Origin of the sequence: Bradyrhizobium erythrophlei (genome assembly GCF_900129505.1) — a bacterium.
Classification (GTDB): Bacteria; Pseudomonadota; Alphaproteobacteria; order Rhizobiales; family Xanthobacteraceae; genus Bradyrhizobium; species Bradyrhizobium erythrophlei_D.
In genome coordinates, this window is record NZ_LT670818.1 from 6,659,802 (window position 1) to 6,676,195 (window position 16,394).

At 63.7% G+C, this 16,394-nt stretch carries 13 protein-coding genes; 10 read left to right on the forward strand and 3 right to left on the reverse strand.

What is annotated here, in order from left to right; all coding sequences use genetic code 11:
• The first annotated feature begins 213 nt into the window (after window positions 1–213).
• The 5 genes from B5525_RS30950 (at window position 214) to B5525_RS30980 (ending at window position 8,282) form a co-directional block, all read left to right on the forward strand.
• Window positions 214–3,078, forward strand: coding sequence for a valine--tRNA ligase (locus tag B5525_RS30950; protein ID WP_079569413.1), 2,865 nt, complete (start codon window positions 214–216; stop codon window positions 3,076–3,078).
• 407 nt (window positions 3,079–3,485) lie between these two features.
• Window positions 3,486–4,361: a class I SAM-dependent methyltransferase gene (locus tag B5525_RS30960; protein WP_079569415.1), complete on the forward strand. Its 876-nt coding sequence runs from the start codon at window positions 3,486–3,488 to the stop codon at window positions 4,359–4,361.
• A gap of 731 nt (window positions 4,362–5,092) precedes the next feature.
• Window positions 5,093–6,322 (forward strand): sensor histidine kinase, encoded by a 1,230-nt coding sequence (locus tag B5525_RS30970; protein ID WP_079569418.1) that lies wholly within the window; start codon window positions 5,093–5,095, stop codon window positions 6,320–6,322.
• Window positions 6,319–6,768, forward strand: coding sequence for a response regulator (locus B5525_RS30975; RefSeq protein WP_079569419.1), 450 nt, complete (start codon window positions 6,319–6,321; stop codon window positions 6,766–6,768). Before B5525_RS30970 ends, B5525_RS30975 begins: the two co-directional genes overlap by 4 nt.
• The gene (locus B5525_RS30980; RefSeq protein WP_079569421.1) at window positions 6,765–8,282 is read left to right on the forward strand and encodes a hybrid sensor histidine kinase/response regulator; all 1,518 of its coding nucleotides are present in this window, start codon (window positions 6,765–6,767) and stop codon (window positions 8,280–8,282) included. Before B5525_RS30975 ends, B5525_RS30980 begins: the two co-directional genes overlap by 4 nt.
• Window positions 8,283–8,311: 29 nt before the next feature.
• On the opposite strand, the gene B5525_RS30985 is transcribed toward B5525_RS30980, so the two are convergent.
• Window positions 8,312–8,917: a DNA-3-methyladenine glycosylase gene (locus B5525_RS30985; protein WP_079569422.1), complete on the reverse strand. Its 606-nt coding sequence runs from the start codon at window positions 8,915–8,917 to the stop codon at window positions 8,312–8,314.
• A 132-nt stretch (window positions 8,918–9,049) separates the two neighbouring features.
• Here B5525_RS30985 and lipA point away from each other — a divergent pair, with 132 nt between their 5' ends.
• Window positions 9,050–10,009, forward strand: a complete 960-nt coding sequence (gene lipA, locus B5525_RS30990; RefSeq protein ID WP_079569424.1) for a lipoyl synthase — start codon at window positions 9,050–9,052, stop codon at window positions 10,007–10,009.
• 12 nt (window positions 10,010–10,021) lie between these two features.
• Window positions 10,022–10,495, forward strand: coding sequence for a type II toxin-antitoxin system RatA family toxin (locus tag B5525_RS30995; RefSeq protein ID WP_079569425.1), 474 nt, complete (start codon window positions 10,022–10,024; stop codon window positions 10,493–10,495).
• Between the two features lie 16 nt (window positions 10,496–10,511).
• Here B5525_RS30995 and B5525_RS31000 read toward each other — a convergent pair whose 3' ends face one another.
• Both B5525_RS31000 and B5525_RS31005 read right to left on the reverse strand, forming a co-directional pair.
• Window positions 10,512–11,114 carry a CinA family protein gene (locus tag B5525_RS31000; RefSeq protein WP_079569427.1) on the reverse strand — a complete coding sequence of 201 codons (603 nt, stop codon included), beginning with the start codon at window positions 11,112–11,114 and terminating at the stop codon, window positions 10,512–10,514.
• 1 nt (window position 11,115) lies between these two features.
• Complete coding sequence (locus B5525_RS31005; RefSeq protein WP_079569428.1) at window positions 11,116–12,327, reverse strand: bifunctional 2-C-methyl-D-erythritol 4-phosphate cytidylyltransferase/2-C-methyl-D-erythritol 2,4-cyclodiphosphate synthase; 1,212 nt, start codon at window positions 12,325–12,327, stop codon at window positions 11,116–11,118.
• A 285-nt stretch (window positions 12,328–12,612) separates the two neighbouring features.
• Here B5525_RS31005 and dusB point away from each other — a divergent pair, with 285 nt between their 5' ends.
• Genes dusB through ntrC form a run of 3 tightly spaced genes read left to right on the forward strand, consistent with a single transcriptional unit; the run spans window position 12,613 to window position 16,241 of the window.
• Entirely contained in the window at window positions 12,613–13,614 is a 1,002-nt protein-coding gene (dusB, locus tag B5525_RS31010; protein WP_079569430.1) for a tRNA dihydrouridine synthase DusB, read from the forward strand.
• Window positions 13,611–14,786 (forward strand): two-component system sensor histidine kinase NtrB, encoded by a 1,176-nt coding sequence (locus B5525_RS31015; protein WP_079574016.1) that lies wholly within the window; start codon window positions 13,611–13,613, stop codon window positions 14,784–14,786. Before dusB ends, B5525_RS31015 begins: the two co-directional genes overlap by 4 nt.
• Before the next feature lie 12 nt (window positions 14,787–14,798).
• Window positions 14,799–16,241 (forward strand): nitrogen regulation protein NR(I), encoded by a 1,443-nt coding sequence (ntrC, locus tag B5525_RS31020; protein ID WP_079569431.1) that lies wholly within the window; start codon window positions 14,799–14,801, stop codon window positions 16,239–16,241.
• Window positions 16,242–16,394 lie beyond the last annotated feature (153 nt).

A 16,394-nucleotide genomic window follows, 5' to 3' on the forward strand; every position in this document is an offset into this window, starting at 1 on the left:
TTTGTGCCGCTTTTGGCACGACCTGTCGTGTTGACTTGGCGCGCGCGTGCAGCTTTCTAGGGCATGATCCGCCAAACGCATGCCCTCGGGCTTGACCCGAGGGTTGGCAACAGGTTTTCCGAAAAGATCATGCCTAACCAGATAGATAGCGCTGGAGTCTGATTTAACTCCGGTTCAAACGGACAGCGCGTTCCACAGCCAGATTGCTCCGCCATGATCGAGAAGAACTACCAGCCTGCCGATATCGAAGGCCGCATGTCCCTGGTCTGGGAGGATAGCCGCGCGTTTTCTGCCGGACGCCCCGAGCGCCGCGACGCCAGGCCGTTCACGATCGTGATCCCGCCGCCGAACGTGACCGGCTCCCTGCATATGGGGCACGCGCTCAACAACACCCTGCAGGACATTCTCTGCCGCTTCGAGCGCATGCGCGGCCGCGACGTGCTCTGGCAGCCGGGCACCGATCACGCCGGCATCGCTACCCAGATGGTGGTCGAGCGGCAATTGATGGAGCGCCAGCAGCCGGGCCGGCGCGAGATGGGCCGCGCCAAATTCCTCGAGCGCGTCTGGCAGTGGAAGGCCGAGAGCGGCGGCGTCATCATCAACCAGTTGAAGCGGCTAGGCGCCTCCTGCGACTGGTCGCGCGAACGCTTCACCATGGACGAGGGCCTGTCGCGCGCGGTTGTAAAGGTGTTCGTCGAACTGCACCGCGAGGGCCTGATCTACAAGGACAAGCGGCTGGTGAACTGGGATCCCAAGCTGTTGACGGCGATCTCCGATCTCGAGGTGCAGCAGGTCGAGATCAAGGGCCACCTCTGGTATCTGCGCTATCCGCTGGAAGGCAAGACATTCAATCCCGACGATCCCGCGACCTACATCGTCGTCGCCACCACGCGCCCCGAGACGATGCTCGGTGACAGCGCGGTCGCGGTGCATCCGGACGACGAGCGCTACGCCCGTCTGGTCGGCAAGGACGTGATCCTGCCGCTGGTCGGACGCCGGATTCCGATTGTCGCCGACGAATATTCCGATCCCGAAAAGGGCTCGGGCGCCGTCAAGATCACGCCGGCGCACGACTTCAACGATTTCGAGGTCGGCCGCCGCCATAACCTGCCGCAGATCAGCGTGCTCGATCAGGAGGGCCGCCTCGCGTTGGTCGGCAACGAGGATTACCTGCGCGGCTTGCCGGAAGGCGCGGTCCAGTTTGCCGACGAATTGGACGGCGTTGACCGCTTCGCCGCGCGCAAGCAGATCCTTTCGCGGCTGGAGGATTTCGGCTTCCTGGAGCGGACCGAGCCGAACACCCACACAGTGCCGCATGGCGACCGCTCCGGCGTCGTCATCGAGCCCTATCTGACCGACCAGTGGTACGTCGACGCCAAGACGCTGGCGCAGCCCGCCATCGCGGCGGTGCGCTCCGGCGCGACCACCTTCGTGCCGAAGAACTGGGAAAAAACCTATTTCGAGTGGATGGAGAACATCCAGCCCTGGTGCATCTCCCGCCAGCTCTGGTGGGGTCATCAGATTCCGGCCTGGTACGGCCCGGACGGCAAGGTGTTCGTCGCCGAGACCGAGGAAGAAGCGGTCGGCAACGCGCTCGGCTATTACGTCGAGCAGGAAGTCATCACGCCGGAGCAGGGGCGGGAGATGGCGCTCGACAGCAACAAGCGCGAAGGCTTCATCACCCGCGACGAGGACGTGCTCGACACCTGGTTCTCTTCGGCGTTGTGGCCGTTCTCGACGCTGGGCTGGCCCGACGATACGCCGGAAGTGAAGCGCTATTATCCCACCGACGTGCTGGTGACGGGCTGGGACATCATCTTCTTCTGGGTCGCGCGGATGATGATGATGGGCATCCACTTCATGAAGGAGCCGCCGTTCTCGACGGTCTATATCCATCGCCTGGTTCGCGACGAGAAGGGCGCGAAGATGTCGAAGTCGAAAGGCAACGTCATCGACCCCCTCGGCGTCATCGACGATTACGGCGCCGACGCCCTGCGCTTCGCGCTGGCGCGCGGGGCCGCACATAGCCACGACATCAAGCTGTCGCCGCAGCTGGTGGAGACCAACCGCAACTTCGCGACCAAGCTGTGGAATGCCTGCCGCTTCGCCGAGATGAACGACTGCGCGATTTCGGACGGCTTCGACCCGACCGAGGCGAAGCAGACGCTGAACCGCTGGATCGCGCACGAGACCGCGCGCGCCACCCGCGAGGTGACCGAAGCCATCGAGGCCTACCGCTTCAACGACGCCGCCAATGCGTGCTACCGCTTCGTCTGGAACGTCTATTGCGACTGGTATCTCGAGCTCGCAAAGCCCGTGCTGATGGGCGAGGAGGGCGGTGCGAAGAAAGAGACCCGCGCCATGGTGGCGTGGGCGCGCGACGAAATCCTCAAGCTGCTGCATCCGTTCATGCCCTTCATCACCGAAGAGCTGTGGACCGTGACGGCCAGGCGCGACGGCCTGCTGGCGCTGGCGCCATGGTCGCGCAAGCCGGGCCCGACGCCGGAACAACTGGCGATGATGTCGGCCACGACCATCAACGATCCCCTGATGCCGCCGCTGCTGCTGGCGTTCGAGCCGGCCGAATTCACCGATCCTGCCGCCGAGGCCGAGATCGGCTGGGTGGTCGATCTCGTCACCGCGATCCGCTCGCTGCGCGCCGAGATGAACATCGCGCCGGCGACGCTGACGCCGCTGGTGCTGGTCGACGCGTCGGCCGAGACCAAAGAGCGCGCGCCGCGCTGGAGCGACGTGATCAGGCGGATGGCCCGGCTGTCGGACATTTCGTTTGCCGACCGTGCGCCGGAGGGTGCTGCGCAGTTGCTGGTGCGCGGCGAGGTCGCGGCGTTGCCGCTCAAGGGCGTGATCGACTTCTCGACCGAGAAAGCCCGCCTCGACAAGGAACTGACAAAAGCCGAGGCCGACATCAAGCGCGTCGACGCCAAGCTCGGCAACGAGAAATTCGTCGCCAACGCGCCGGAAGAAATCGTCGAAGAGGAAAAGGAAAAGCGCGAGGCGGCCGAAGCGCGCAAGTCCAAAATCCTCGAAGCGCTGGAGCGGCTCAAACAGGCCATTTAGCGGATTGTCGGTTTGGTGGCTTCATCCTTCGAGACGGCCGCCTTGCGGCCTCCTCAGGATGAGGTCACCTGGTTCAGGACAAGGTCTTGGACCCTCATGGTGAGGAGTGCGTCTTCGCGCGTCTCGAACCATGAGGCCCCGGAATAAGCGGCGAAATGGGCTGGGATCGATGCTGGATCACGTTTCCATCACCGTATCGGATATAGCAGCTGCCGAGCCCTTCTACGATGCGATCATGAACGTGCTGGGCATTGTAAAAGTCGGCCGCCGCGACGACTGGCTCGGCTATGGCGAACGGGCGCGGCTTGCGCCACTATCACGCGTCCTGCTACGCGGCATTCTTGAGGGATCCCGACGGCAACCGGCTAGAAGCGGTTTGCCATCACCCGGTTTGAGGAGGCGACACCTTGCGCGCCGGCGAGCCAAGTCATACCGCGCGCCGCGCGGCAGCCTATCGCGCCGTTCACCAGATGCTGGAAGGCGGCGCCATCTTCCATGATCCCTTCGCGATACGGATTCTCGATGACAAGACGCGGGCGGGTCTCGACGACGTCGCGGCTGACGCATCGCTGCGGCCGATGCGCCTGTTCATCGCCGCGCGCAGCCGGTTTTCGGAAGGCTCGCTGGCGGCCTGCGCGGCGCGCGGCGTGCGCCAGGTCGTCGTGCTCGGCGCGGGCCTCGACACGTTTTCGCTGCGCAACCCGTACGCCGGACTTGGAGTCCGCGTGTTCGAGGTCGATCATCCCGCCACGCAGGACTGGAAGCGCGAGCGGCTGAAACAGGCGGACCTCGCCGTTCCAGCCTCGCTCACCTTCGCGCCCGTCGATTTCGAGCGGCAAAGCTTGGTGGACGGACTCGCGGCCGCGGGCTTTGCGGCCGATCGCCCGGCATTCTTCCAATGGCTGGGCGTGGTCCCGTATCTGACCCGCGATGCGGTTTCGCTGACCCTGGACTTCATCGCGGCCGTGCCGGATTCCGAAGTCGTGTTCGACTATGCCGAGCCGTTCGAAAACTATCCCGAAGAACGTCGGGCCGATGTGATGGCCATCGCCGAAAGAGCGGCGGCGCGCGGCGAGCCCTGGCTCAGCCTGTTCGATCCGGCCGAACTTGCCGAGATGCTGCACGACAAGGGTTTTGGCACGGTCGAGGATCTCGGCATGGCCGCCATCGCCGACCGCTTCTACAGCGATTTGAAGGAGAGTATCGCGATCGGTCCGGGCGCGCACATGGTTCGCGCGAAGCGAACCCGCGAGGGCGCGTCTGGCCCACGTGGCGAGGCGTAGCGGTTAGCGAAGCAGCGGCCGCAAATTCGAATTCTCGGCCGGAGGCCGCCCCGCGGCTTTGCGCGTAAAATCTAATTTCCTGAACCGGATCAAGCTGTTTCTACCTGTCCAGTCCCATCCGAAAAAATATTCTGGTTTTCCGAAACCCCAAATCACTTTTATAACTCCGCCGTCCACCCCACTCGAGGGGCGTATCGCGATCGTCACGGACGCGGGGTTGGATGCGATGGACGCAAGCGGCGCTAAAGACGAGAGCGCTCAACTTGCGGACGGAGAAGTCGTGTGGTCCTGACGCCTCGACGCCGGCGTCAAGTTGGCAGCTAACGCTGCTGGCGACGGTGACAAAAAAGCCCGATCACCGGGGAGAGTACGAAGGAAGCCGTTAAAACCATCGCGTGCGGGAATGCCGGGTGTTCGGCGTATCCGTGGTGACTAACGCGCGTGCTTGCTACACTACACGCGCGGCTGCGGGTGCGCTGGCACCCGGCATTCCCCACGCCCTCTTTTGGGCGGAAATTACAGGGACAACCCGGGCGCGTCGCGCCGCGGGGGTGCGCAGTCGTATCTTGCAACCGGAATCCGCTGGAGCAGGCCTGATCGGCCGGCGCGGATCGAGGACGCGGCTTTCCGGGGTACGCGACATCCGCCCGATTTCGAGTAGCGGCTGGAACCTGAATCCTGTACCGTAAAGCCGGTCGAAAGATACGCGCCAAGTATCATAAAGTGCTGTCATGACCGAGCTTGCGGAAGGACCCACCCATATCGGAGCGAAGGGTAGCCTGGCGTATTGGAATCGAGAATTTCAGAGGATCCACTCGCCGACCCTGCGCTATGGCTTCTCGGTCGTCTCCGTCGCGATCGCACTGGGAATCGCGTTCATATTGCAGCACTACGGATTCCGGGACGTTGAAGTGCCGGTCCTTACGGTGGCCATCGCTTTCGCCACCTGGTACGCGGGAATCGGGCCCTCGGTTTTGTCCGTTCTGCTGTCCTTGCTCTTCTTCGACTATTTCTTTCTCGAGCCGTATTACTCCTTCGACATCTCGGCCAGGGATCTCCCATACTTTTTCATCTTTGTCGGATGGGCGGCCATCGTCGCCTCGTTCAGCGCTGTCCGGCGAAGGATCGAGGACAACCTTCGTCAAACCCGTGACCACCTTCAGGTCGAAGTGGTGGAGCGCAGGCAGCGCGAGGACGAGATTCGCAAACTCAATCTGGAGCTCGGCAAGCGGGCCGTGGAGCTCGAGGCCAGCAACAAGGAATTGGAGTCGTTTGCCTACTCCGTCTCCCACGACCTGCGGGCGCCGCTCCGCCACATGGTTGGATTCTCCGAACTGCTGCAGCGGCAGGCAACCTCGGCGCTCGACGAGAAGAGCCAGCGATTCATACGAACGATCCTCGACTCGGCGAAAAGAATGGGCGACCTGATCGACGACCTGCTGGCGTTTTCCAGGATCGGGCGGGCCGAGACCAGAAAAACGCAAGTCGATCTGGGAGAGCTCGTCAAGGAGGTCGTCGCTGAAATCGGGCAGGACACCAAGGGCAGGGACATTGCCTGGAAGATCGGCGCGCTTCCCGTTTGTTACGGAGACCGCTCTATGCTGAGGCTGGTCGTCCTCAACCTGGTTTCCAACGCGGCCAAGTTCACGCGCATGCGCGAGCCGGCGGAAATCGAGATCGGCGCGGTCGACCGCAACGACAACGACGTCGAGCTGTTCGTGAGGGACAACGGCGCCGGTTTTGACATGCAGTATGTCGACAAGCTGTTTGGCGTCTTCCAACGCCTGCATCTGCCCGAACAGTTCGAAGGCACCGGAATAGGCTTGGCGACCGTCCAGCGCATCATCCACCGCCATGGCGGGCAGGTGCGGGGCGAGGGGGCGATAGATCAGGGCGCGACCTTCTATTTCTCGCTTCCCAAGCCACAGCTTGCAGGGGAAAGGACAGCAAACGCATCATGACCGGACTGGGACGCATTTTGATCGTCGAGGACGATCCGAACGACGTGGAACTGACCATGACGGCGCTGACCGACTATAACCTGGCGAACGAGGTGGTGATCACCCGCGACGGACAACAAGCTCTGGATTATCTCTATTGCCGGGGTGAATTCAGCACCCGCCCCGCCGGCAATCCCGCGGTCATGCTGCTCGACCTCAAGCTGCCGAAGATCGGCGGGTTGGAGGTCCTCCAGCAGATAAAGTCCGACGAGCGCCTGAAGTTGATTCCCGTGGTGGTGCTGACGTCCTCCAACGAGGAAAAAGACATGATGCGGAGCTACAAGCTCGGGGTGAACGCCTATGTCGTGAAGCCGGTCGATTTTCATGAGTTCGTCAACGCGGTGAAGGAGCTCGGCGTGTTCTGGGCGGTGATCAACGAGCCGCCGCCGGGCAGCGTGCAGAAGTGAAATCTGCTCTTCGGATTCTGCTGCTGGAGGACAACAACCATGACGCGGAGCTCATCCAGGAACTCCTTGAAGCCGATCAATTCGTCTGTGAAATAACCCGCGCCCAAACACGCGGCGAGTTCGTCGCCGGGCTCGAGGACGCGGGGCTCGACCTCATTCTCGCGGACTACAAACTTCCCTCCTTCGACGGCCTTTCGGCCTTGCAGCTCGCGCTGGATGCCCGCGCCGATCTGCCCTTCATCTTCGTTTCCGGCTCGCTCGGCGAGGAAGTGGCGATCGAGGCGGTCAAGATCGGGGCCACGGATTATGTCGTGAAGTCGCGGCTGTCTCGGCTCGTGCCCTCCGTGCAGCGCGCGCTGCGCGAAACCCGGGAGCGCGCCGAACGCAAGAAGGCGGAGAAGGCGTTTCGCCGGAGCGAGATGTATCTGGCGGAGGCTCAGCGATTGAGCCACACCGGAAGCTTCGGCTGGGATCTGGCGAGCGGGGAAATCTACTGGTCCGAGGAGACGTATCGGATATTCGAATACGAGCCCGCGAGCGCTCCGTCCCTCCAGCTGGTGCTTGACCGAACTCATCCGGACGACCGGACGCATCTGCAGCGGATCCTGGACCGCGCCTTGATCGAGAGGACCGAGTTTACCGTGGAGCATCGCCTGCTGATGGCCGATGGCTCCGTCAAATATGTCCGGGCCGTGGCTCATCCCTCGGCTGGCGAAGATCCCGGCAGTTTCGTCTTCGTCGGGGCGGTCATGGATATCACTGAACGCAAGCGCGCCGAGGAAGAGCGCGAGAGATTGCGCCAGCTCGAGGCGGATCTCGCCTATATCAACCGCGTCACCATGATGGGAGAGCTGGCCGCCTCGCTGGCTCACGAAATCAAGCAGCCGGTTACTGCTGCGGCCATCAACGCCCAGGCCTGCTCGCAATGGCTGCGCCGTGATCCGCCGGACCCGCCGAAGGCATCGGAGGCCGCCGCGGCCATGGTCGCGGCCTTGACGCGGACCGCTGACATCATTGACCGGGTCAGCTCGCTCTACAGGCGGGGTAAGCCGGAGCGGGAATTGGTCGACCTCAACGAGGTCGTTCGGGAGATGAGCGTGCTGCTGGCCGACAAGGCCACTCGGAGCGCCGTTTCGATCCGCACCGACCTCGATCCGGCGCTTCCGGCGTCGACAGCGGATCGGGTCCAGCTGCAGCAGGTTTTGATGAACCTCATGCTCAACGGCGTCGAGGCGATGCAGGATAAAGGTGGTGAACTGACCGTCGCCTCAAAGAGGACCGAGGATGGTCAACTATTGATCTCGGTGAGCGATACCGGCATTGGGTTTTCGAGCGATGCGGCCGCGCGCATTTTCGACGCGTTCTTCACCACGAAACCGCAAGGCACCGGCATGGGACTGTCCATCAGCCGCCGGATCATTGCGGCGCATGGCGGCCGTTTGTGGGAGAGCTCCACTACGGGACAGGGGGCGACCTTTCAGTTCACACTGCCCGTCGGGGCGACGGCATCCTGAGCGGTGAGCACCTGGCGCAGGGTCGATCGTCAAAACGGCTTGCTGAGGAATTTCGAGGCCTTCAGGCCGTATCGCCACGGCAGTGCGGCCGCCTTGGTAATTCCGATCCGCACGCCTGCGACGATCTCGGGTTTCTCCACGCGCGCATACAGCGCCATCGGCGGGGCGTCGAGCGCGAGGCCATTATGCGCGCTCGTGATGCCGAGCGCTTCGGTCAGCTTGCCAGGTCCGGAGCACAGCGCCCGCTCGTCGTCCAGGTGCCGCCGGCGGCGCATGGCGGCAATGCCGTGGGTCGGCTCAAGGGCGCGGATCAGCACGGCGCTTGCCGAACCCGCTTTCTCGCAGACGAAATTGATGCACCAGTGGATGCCGTAGGAGCGATAGACATAGGCAAAGCCGGGCGGGCCGAACATCACCTGGTTGCGCGGCGTCGGCCCGCGGTACGAATGCGCGGCCGGTTCGGTGTGATGATAGGCCTCGACCTCGACAATGATGCCGCCGACGCCGTTCACCAGCAGCGTCGCGCCGATCAGATCGGGAGCGACCTCGTGCACGCTGCGGCCGAAGAAGGCGCGCCTGAGCGGCTTGCCCAGATCGGGTGCGGCGTAATTTCGGGAAATGCGGCTTTTAGCCATTCAAAACGGGGCCGGGAGGGCGAAAAATGCGCTGGCAATGGCAATATGCTAAAGCGTCGGAGCGAACAAGCCGGGCGGTTGCGATTCCCCTTCAAGCGGATTAGCTAAGCGTTTCAGGGATATGGATATTCCATGGTCGTCGTCGTTGATACAATCTCCGCCAATCCGGTGCGCCCGCGCCATCCGGAAAAGGTGAACCGGCCGGACTCCTTGTCGCCGCCGAAGCCGGACTGGATCCGCGTCCGCGCCCCGACCACGCGCGGCTATGCGGATACCCGCAACATCATCAAGGAAAACGGCCTCGTCACGGTGTGCGAGGAGGCGGGCTGCCCGAATATCGGCGAATGCTGGGACAAGAAGCACGCGACCTTCATGATCATGGGCGACACCTGCACCCGCGCCTGCGCGTTCTGCAACGTCAAGACCGGCATGCCCGGGGCGCTCGATGCGAGCGAGCCGGAGCACGTCGCGGAAGCGACCTTCAAGCTCGGGCTCAATCATCTCGTGGTCACCTCGGTCGACCGCGACGATCTCGCCGATGGGGGCGCCGAGCATTTTGCAAAAACCATCCGCGCGATCCGCGCGCGCTGTCCGGCCACCACGATCGAAATTCTCACCCCCGACTTCCTGCGCAAGCAAGGTGCGCTCGATATCGTGGTCGCGGCAAAACCCGACGTGTTCAACCACAATCTGGAAACGGTGCCATCGCGTTATCTCAGCGTCCGGCCGGGCGCGCGCTATTTCCATTCGATCAGGTTGCTGCAGCGGGTCAAGGAAATCGATCCCGCGATCTTCACCAAATCCGGCATCATGGTCGGATTCGGCGAGGAGCGTCACGAAGTCCTGCAGGTGATGGACGATCTGCGCTCGGCGGACGTGGATTTCCTGACCATCGGGCAGTACCTGCAGCCGACCCGCAAACACCACGCCGTGATGGGCTATGTGACTCCGGAGGAATTCGCCGGCTATGAGAAGATCGCCTACGCCAAGGGCTTCCTGATGGTGTCGGCGAGCCCGCTGACCCGCTCGTCGCATCACGCCGGCGATGATTTTGCCCGGCTGAAGGCGGCGCGCGCCGCAAAATCTGGCTAAAGCGTTATTTCGATGCCGAAATTCAACTCCAGGCGGCTGGTCAACCACAGCGCGGCGCGAATGTTCGATCTGGTCGCCGACGTCGAGCGCTATCCCGAATTCGTGCCGCTGTGCAGCGCGCTCAAGGTGCGGCAGCGCACGCCGAAACCCGACGGCACCGAGATCGTGGTCTGCGAGATGACGGTCTCGTTCAAACTGGTGCGGGAGACCTTTACCACCCGCGTCACGCTCGACCGCGCCAATCTGAAGATCCTGGTCGAATATCTGCGGGGGCCGTTCTCCAATCTCGAGAACCGCTGGACCTTCGAGCCGAAGTCGGACACGTCCTGCGATGTCGGGTTCTATCTCGCCTACGAATTCAAGAGCCGCATGCTGGCGATGCTGATGGGCACCATGTTCGACACCGCGTTTCAGCGCTTTGCGTCCGCGTTCGAAAAGCGCGCGGATAAGATTTACGGCAGGCCGGGAATTGCGAACCGGGGTTGAACGAGCTTTGCGTCGATCACGCCCGCGGCGGCCGGCGCCTTTTGACGGCGCTGCGACGCGGCGAACGCGCCACCCGCAGACGCAAGCGGCTGGCGGCTTCGCGGCGCGGTTTTGTCACCGCCTGCGGTCCACGCGCCAGTTCCATCAGCATCCGCAACGCCTCGACCACGGAGCGGGCGCGCACCGCGCTGCGTCCGATCGCCCCGAACCGGCATTCGCGATGCAGGATGCGGCCGTCGCGGGCGGCGACTGCGAAATGCACGAGGCCGACCGGCTTGCCCGGCACAGCCCCGCCTGGACCTGCGATGCCGGTGATGGCGACGGCGAGGTCGACGCCGGCGCGCTCCAGCGCGCCGACCGCCATCGCGGTCGCGGTCTCCTTGCTGACCGCGCCAAAACTCTCGAGCGTCGAGGCCTTGACGCCCAGCATCGCCCGCTTGGCCTCATTGGAATAGGTCACAAAACCGCGGTCGATGACGTCGGAGGAGCCGGGAATATCGGTGAGCGCGCCCGCGACCAGGCCGCCGGTGCATGATTCCGCGGTCGCGATGGTCAGCTTGCGCATCCGGCAAAGATCGAGCAGCGAGCGGGAGAGGGCGCGGGCGTCGCTGCCGCTCATGTCAGTCGCTCCAGCCTTTGTTGTCCCAGGCCTTGTTGTCCCAGGGCAGGCGGATGGTGGCGCTCGCGGTCGCGGCGATGCCTTCCTCGCGGCCGGTGAAGCCAAGGCGTTCGCTGGTGGTCGCCTTCACGGCGACGCGCGAGACGTTCACGCCCGTGATCTCGGCGATGCGGGTGCGCATGGTGTCGCGGAGCGGTCCGATCTTCGGCCGCTCGCAGATCAGCGTGACTTCCAGATTGGCGATGCGGCCGCCGCGCGCGGTGACCCGGTCGACCGCGTATTTCAGGAACTGGTCGGAGGACGCGCCCTTCCACTTGAGATCGCTGGGCGGGAAATGCGAACCGATATCGCCGTCCGCCAGCGCGCCGAGGATGGCGTCGACCAGCGCATGGAGGCCGACATCGCCGTCGGAATGGGCGAGAAAGCCGCGCGTGTGCGGCACGCGGATGCCGCAAATCATGACGTGATCGCCGTCACCAAATGCGTGCACGTCGTAGCCGGTCCCGGTTCGGATATCGCCGAGCAGGCTGGCGAGGCGGGCTTCCTCGCGGACAAAATCTTCCGGTGTCGTCAGCTTCATGTTCGCAGGATCGCCTTCAAAGGTCGCTACCGTCAATCCCGCCCATTCGGCGAGAGCGGCATCATCGGTGAAATCGCCGCGGCCCTCGCGCACCGCGCGGCGGTGGGCGTCGAGGATCACGTCGAATCGGAACGCTTGCGGCGTTTGCGCGATGCGCAGCCGCGCGCGCTCCGGCGTGGCTTCGACGTTCCCGTTTCCGTCGATCAGCTTGACGGTATCGGCGACGGGAATCGCAGGGATAGCCGCTCTGGTGCGACCGGCGGCATCGATCGCGCGCGAGATCAGCGCCGCCGAGACAAATGGCCGTGCGGCGTCGTGAATCAGGACGATGTCCGGCTTCTGGCCGGCAAGAGCTTCCAGTCCCGCGTGCACCGAGGCCTGCCGCGTCGCCCCGCCCCTGGCGGGCGGCTCGTGCGTCAACGTGCTGACGGCGGCATTGAACATGGCGGCGTCATCGGGATTGAGCACCGGCTGCACGGCGCACACTTCCGGATGGCGGCAAAACGGTTCCATTGCGCGGAAAATCACGGTCTGCCCACCGATCGAGCGATATTGTTTCGGGCCCCCGGAACCGGCCCGAAGGCCGCGTCCGGCAGCGACAAGAATAGCGGCGGTCCGCACAGATTTCGGCATTGCACTCAATTACTGGCGTTTCAGGGTTGACGAGGGAGCAAGGACTGGCCCGGCGCACAGCCCATATCATGCCGAAGGCCTAAAAACAGAGCGATTCCAACAGCTGTGGGAAAAGCATATTTTGTTGCAGTGCACTTGCACAATTTACAGAACTGTCTAAACTGTAGGCATGAAGCTTGACTGCACAAGATTTGTGCGCAAAATGGATCCCGACAGTCGCGATGAGGCGCCTGCGAGAGAAACGAGAAGTCTGTGACCGGCTCGGAAACATTTCGCTCTAAGCCGTTGAAAATAGGCGGTATTACTATCGCCAGTCCGGTTCTTCTCGCGCCGATGTCGGGCATAACTGATGCGCCTTTCCGACGTCTGACGGCGGCACTCGGGGCAGGACTCGTCGTTTCCGAAATGACAGCCAGCGATGATCTCGTCAATGGCCGGCCGATGTCGCTGCTGCGATGCGAGGCAACCGGAATAGGACCCCACGTCGTCCAGCTCGCGGGGTGCCAGACCAAATGGATGGCGGAAGGCGCGCGGGTCGCCGAGGCCAATGGCGCCGAAATCATCGATATCAATATGGGCTGCCCCGCCCGCCATGTGACAGGCGGCCAGTCCGGTTCGGCGCTGATGCGCGATCTCGATCACGCCTTGAAGCTGATAGAGGCGACGATCGCGGCCGTGAAAGTGCCTGTGACACTGAAGATGCGACTGGGCTGGGACGAGCGCTCGCTTAATGCACCCGACCTGGCACGCCGCGCGCAGGCCGCAGGCGTGCAAATGATTACGGTGCACGGCCGCACCCGCTGCCAGTTCTACAAGGGTGTTGCCGACTGGAGCGCGGTGCGCGCCGTCAAGCATGCGATCAGCATTCCGCTCGTCGTCAACGGCGACATCACTTCTTACGAGGACGCAGTTTCCGCGCTCGAACAATCCGGCGCCGACGCCGTCATGGTCGGCCGCGGCGCCCAGGGCCAGCCGTGGTTGCCGGGTCAGATCGCGCGCCGGCTCGAGACCGGCGTCGTCGAGGCGCCGCCGCCGCTCGCCGAGCAGCTCAATCATATCCGCGCGCTTTATGCAGAGGTTTGCAATCACTACGGCTTGCGGGTCGGCCTTCGCCACGCACGCAAGCATCTCGGCTGGGCGCTGGAGGTTGCGGGGCGCTGCAGCCGCGCGCCGGCGGCCACGCTCAAGACCTGGCGCGCGAAGATTCTGACGTCCGAAGATCCCGCGGGCGTGGACAGATCTCTTCAGGATGCGTTTGACGACTTTGCATGGAGCGCTGCAGCATGACTTCAGCCGCAGAACATCGCAGGCCGATGCCCTCCGATGGCGACGCCATCCTCAATGCCTTGCCCAATCCGGTGCTGCTGGTTGCGCCGGACGGCAGGATTGTCGACGCCAACATGGCCGCCGAATCGTTTTTCGAAATCTCGACGCAATTCCTGCAGCGCCAATCGCTCAAGGAACTGGTGCCTTTCGGCAGCCCGCTGCTGGCGCTGATCGATCAGGTGCGCTCCAGCGGTTCGCCGGTCAACGAGTACAAGGTCGATCTCGGTACGCCGCGGATCGGCGGCGACCGCCAGGTCGATCTGCACGTCGCGCCGCTGACCGAGCGGCCCGGCCATATCGTCGTGATGCTGCAGGAGCGCACCATCGCCGACAAGATGGACCGGCAACTGACGCATCGAAGTGCGGCGCGTTCGGTAATCGCGCTGGCCGCCATGCTGGCGCATGAAATCAAGAACCCACTGTCGGGCATCCGCGGCGCGGCGCAACTTCTGGAGCAGGCCGCATCCTCGGAAGACCGCATGCTGACCCGGCTGATCTGCGACGAGGCCGACCGTATTGTCACGCTGGTCGATCGCATGGAAGTATTCGGCGACGACCGGCCGGTGGCACGCGGCCCGGTCAACATCCACAGCGTACTCGATCACGTCAAGCGGCTGGCGCAATCCGGCTTCGCCCGCAACATCCGCTTCGTCGAAGACTACGATCCCTCGCTGCCGCCTGTGCTGGCCAATCAGGACCAACTGATTCAGGTATTCTTGAACCTGGTGAAGAACGCCGCCGAGGCGGTGGCCGATCTCGGCAGCGACGCGGAGATTCAGCTCACCACCGCGTTCCGTCCCGGCGTTCGCCTCTCGGTGCCCGGAAAGAAATCGCGCGTATCCCTGCCGCTCGAATTCTGCGTCAAGGACAACGGTCCCGGCGTGCCGGAGGACCTGTTGCCCAATCTGTTCGATCCGTTCGTCACCACCAAGCCGACCGGCAGCGGGCTTGGCCTTGCGCTGGTCGCCAAGATCGTCGGCGATCACGGCGGCATCATCGAATGCGAATCCCAGCCGCGGAAAACCATCTTCCGGGTGCTGCTCCCCATGTTCAACACAGCCAAGCATCTCGACCAAAGCAACCGCGACGACGTTTCGGGGACGCCGTTGCATGCCTCACAGGACTCAAGATGAGGAACAAGAACTATGCCCGCAGGTAGCATACTTGTCGCCGATGATGACACGGCGATCCGTACGGTTCTGAATCAGGCTCTTTCACGCGCCGGATACGAGGTGCGGCTGACAGGGAACGCGGCCACGCTGTGGCGCTGGGTCAGCCAGGGCGAGGGCGATCTGGTTATCACCGACGTGGTGATGCCCGACGAGAACGCGTTCGACCTGTTGCCGCGGATCAAGAAGATGCGGCCGAATCTTCCCGTCATCGTGATGAGCGCGCAAAATACCTTCATGACCGCGATCCGCGCGTCTGAACGCGGCGCCTATGAATATCTGCCGAAGCCGTTCGACCTCAAGGAGCTGATCGCCATCGTCGGCCGCGCGCTGGCCGAGCCGAAGGAGCGGGTGGCCAACCAGGTCGATGAATCCGAGTTCGATTCGATACCGCTGGTCGGACGGTCGCCGGCGATGCAGGAAATCTACCGGGTGCTGGCGCGGCTGATGCAGACCGACCTCACGGTGATGATTTCCGGCGAGTCCGGCACCGGCAAGGAGCTGGTCGCGCGCGCGTTGCACGACTACGGCAAGCGCCGCAACGGTCCATTCGTCGCTGTCAACATGGCCGCGATCCCGCGCGATCTCATCGAATCGGAACTGTTTGGCCACGAGCGCGGCGCGTTCACCGGCGCCAATACCCGCGCCTCCGGCCGCTTCGAGCAGGCCGAAGGCGGCACGCTGTTTCTCGACGAAATCGGCGACATGCCGATGGAGGCGCAGACCCGCCTGTTGCGGGTATTGCAGCAGGGCGAATACACCACGGTCGGCGGCCGTACCCCGATCAAGACCGACGTGCGCATCGTCGCCGCCAGCAACAAGGATCTGCGGATCCTGATCCAGCAGGGCCTGTTCCGCGAGGATCTGTTTTTCCGCCTGAATGTGGTGCCGCTGCGCCTGCCGCCGTTGCGCGAGCGGATCGAGGATTTGCCCGATCTGATCCGGCACTTCTTCGCGTTGGCCGAGAAGGACGGATTGCCTCCGAAGAAGCTGGATACGCTGGCTCTGGAGCGCATGAAGCAGCACCGCTGGCCGGGCAATGTGCGCGAACTCGAAAATCTCGCGCGCCGGCTGGCCGCGCTATATCCCCAGGACGTGATCACCGGCTCGGTCATCGACGGCGAACTGGCGCCGCCGGCGGTCACCTCGGGCGGCAGCGTCCAGCACGGCGTCGACAATCTCGGCGGCGCGGTCGAGGCCTATCTGTCGTCGCACTTCTCCGGGTTCCCCAACGGCGTGCCGCCGCCGGGGCTCTATCACCGGATTCTGAAGGAAATCGAGGTGCCGTTGCTCACGGCCGCGCTGGCGGCGACCCGGGGCAACCAGATTCGCGCTGCCGACCTGCTCGGGCTCAACCGCAACACCCTGCGCAAGAAGATTCGCGATCTGGACATCCAAGTCTACCGCAGCGGCAGCTGACGGCCTCCAAGCGTGTGAAAGGTGCAGGGTATCCTGTGGCGCGAAGCCGCGGGCAACAAATGCACGTGGAAGCCGTACGCTGCGCCGCGGAATTGTCGCAATTCGGCAACATTGTGATATGAATGCATCAGTCCGCTACCGGCGGACGTAAAG

What these genes read in the sequence shown, in the direction of transcription:
- B5525_RS30970 (WP_079569418.1), top strand. Translation starts at nt 5,093, where the DNA reads ATGACCGAGCTTGCGGAAGGACCCACCCATATCGGAGCGAAGGGTAGC.
- lipA (WP_079569424.1), top strand. Translation starts at nt 9,050, where the DNA reads ATGGTCGTCGTCGTTGATACAATCTCCGCCAATCCGGTGCGCCCGCGC.
- B5525_RS30985 (WP_079569422.1), bottom strand. Translation starts at nt 8,917, where the DNA reads ATGGCTAAAAGCCGCATTTCCCGAAATTACGCCGCACCCGATCTGGGC.
- B5525_RS31000 (WP_079569427.1), bottom strand. Translation starts at nt 11,114, where the DNA reads ATGAGCGGCAGCGACGCCCGCGCCCTCTCCCGCTCGCTGCTCGATCTT.
- B5525_RS31015 (WP_079574016.1), top strand. Translation starts at nt 13,611, where the DNA reads ATGACTTCAGCCGCAGAACATCGCAGGCCGATGCCCTCCGATGGCGAC.
- B5525_RS30950 (WP_079569413.1), top strand. Translation starts at nt 214, where the DNA reads ATGATCGAGAAGAACTACCAGCCTGCCGATATCGAAGGCCGCATGTCC.
- B5525_RS30995 (WP_079569425.1), top strand. Translation starts at nt 10,022, where the DNA reads ATGCCGAAATTCAACTCCAGGCGGCTGGTCAACCACAGCGCGGCGCGA.
- B5525_RS30975 (WP_079569419.1), top strand. Translation starts at nt 6,319, where the DNA reads ATGACCGGACTGGGACGCATTTTGATCGTCGAGGACGATCCGAACGAC.
- B5525_RS31005 (WP_079569428.1), bottom strand. Translation starts at nt 12,327, where the DNA reads ATGCCGAAATCTGTGCGGACCGCCGCTATTCTTGTCGCTGCCGGACGC.
- ntrC (WP_079569431.1), top strand. Translation starts at nt 14,799, where the DNA reads ATGCCCGCAGGTAGCATACTTGTCGCCGATGATGACACGGCGATCCGT.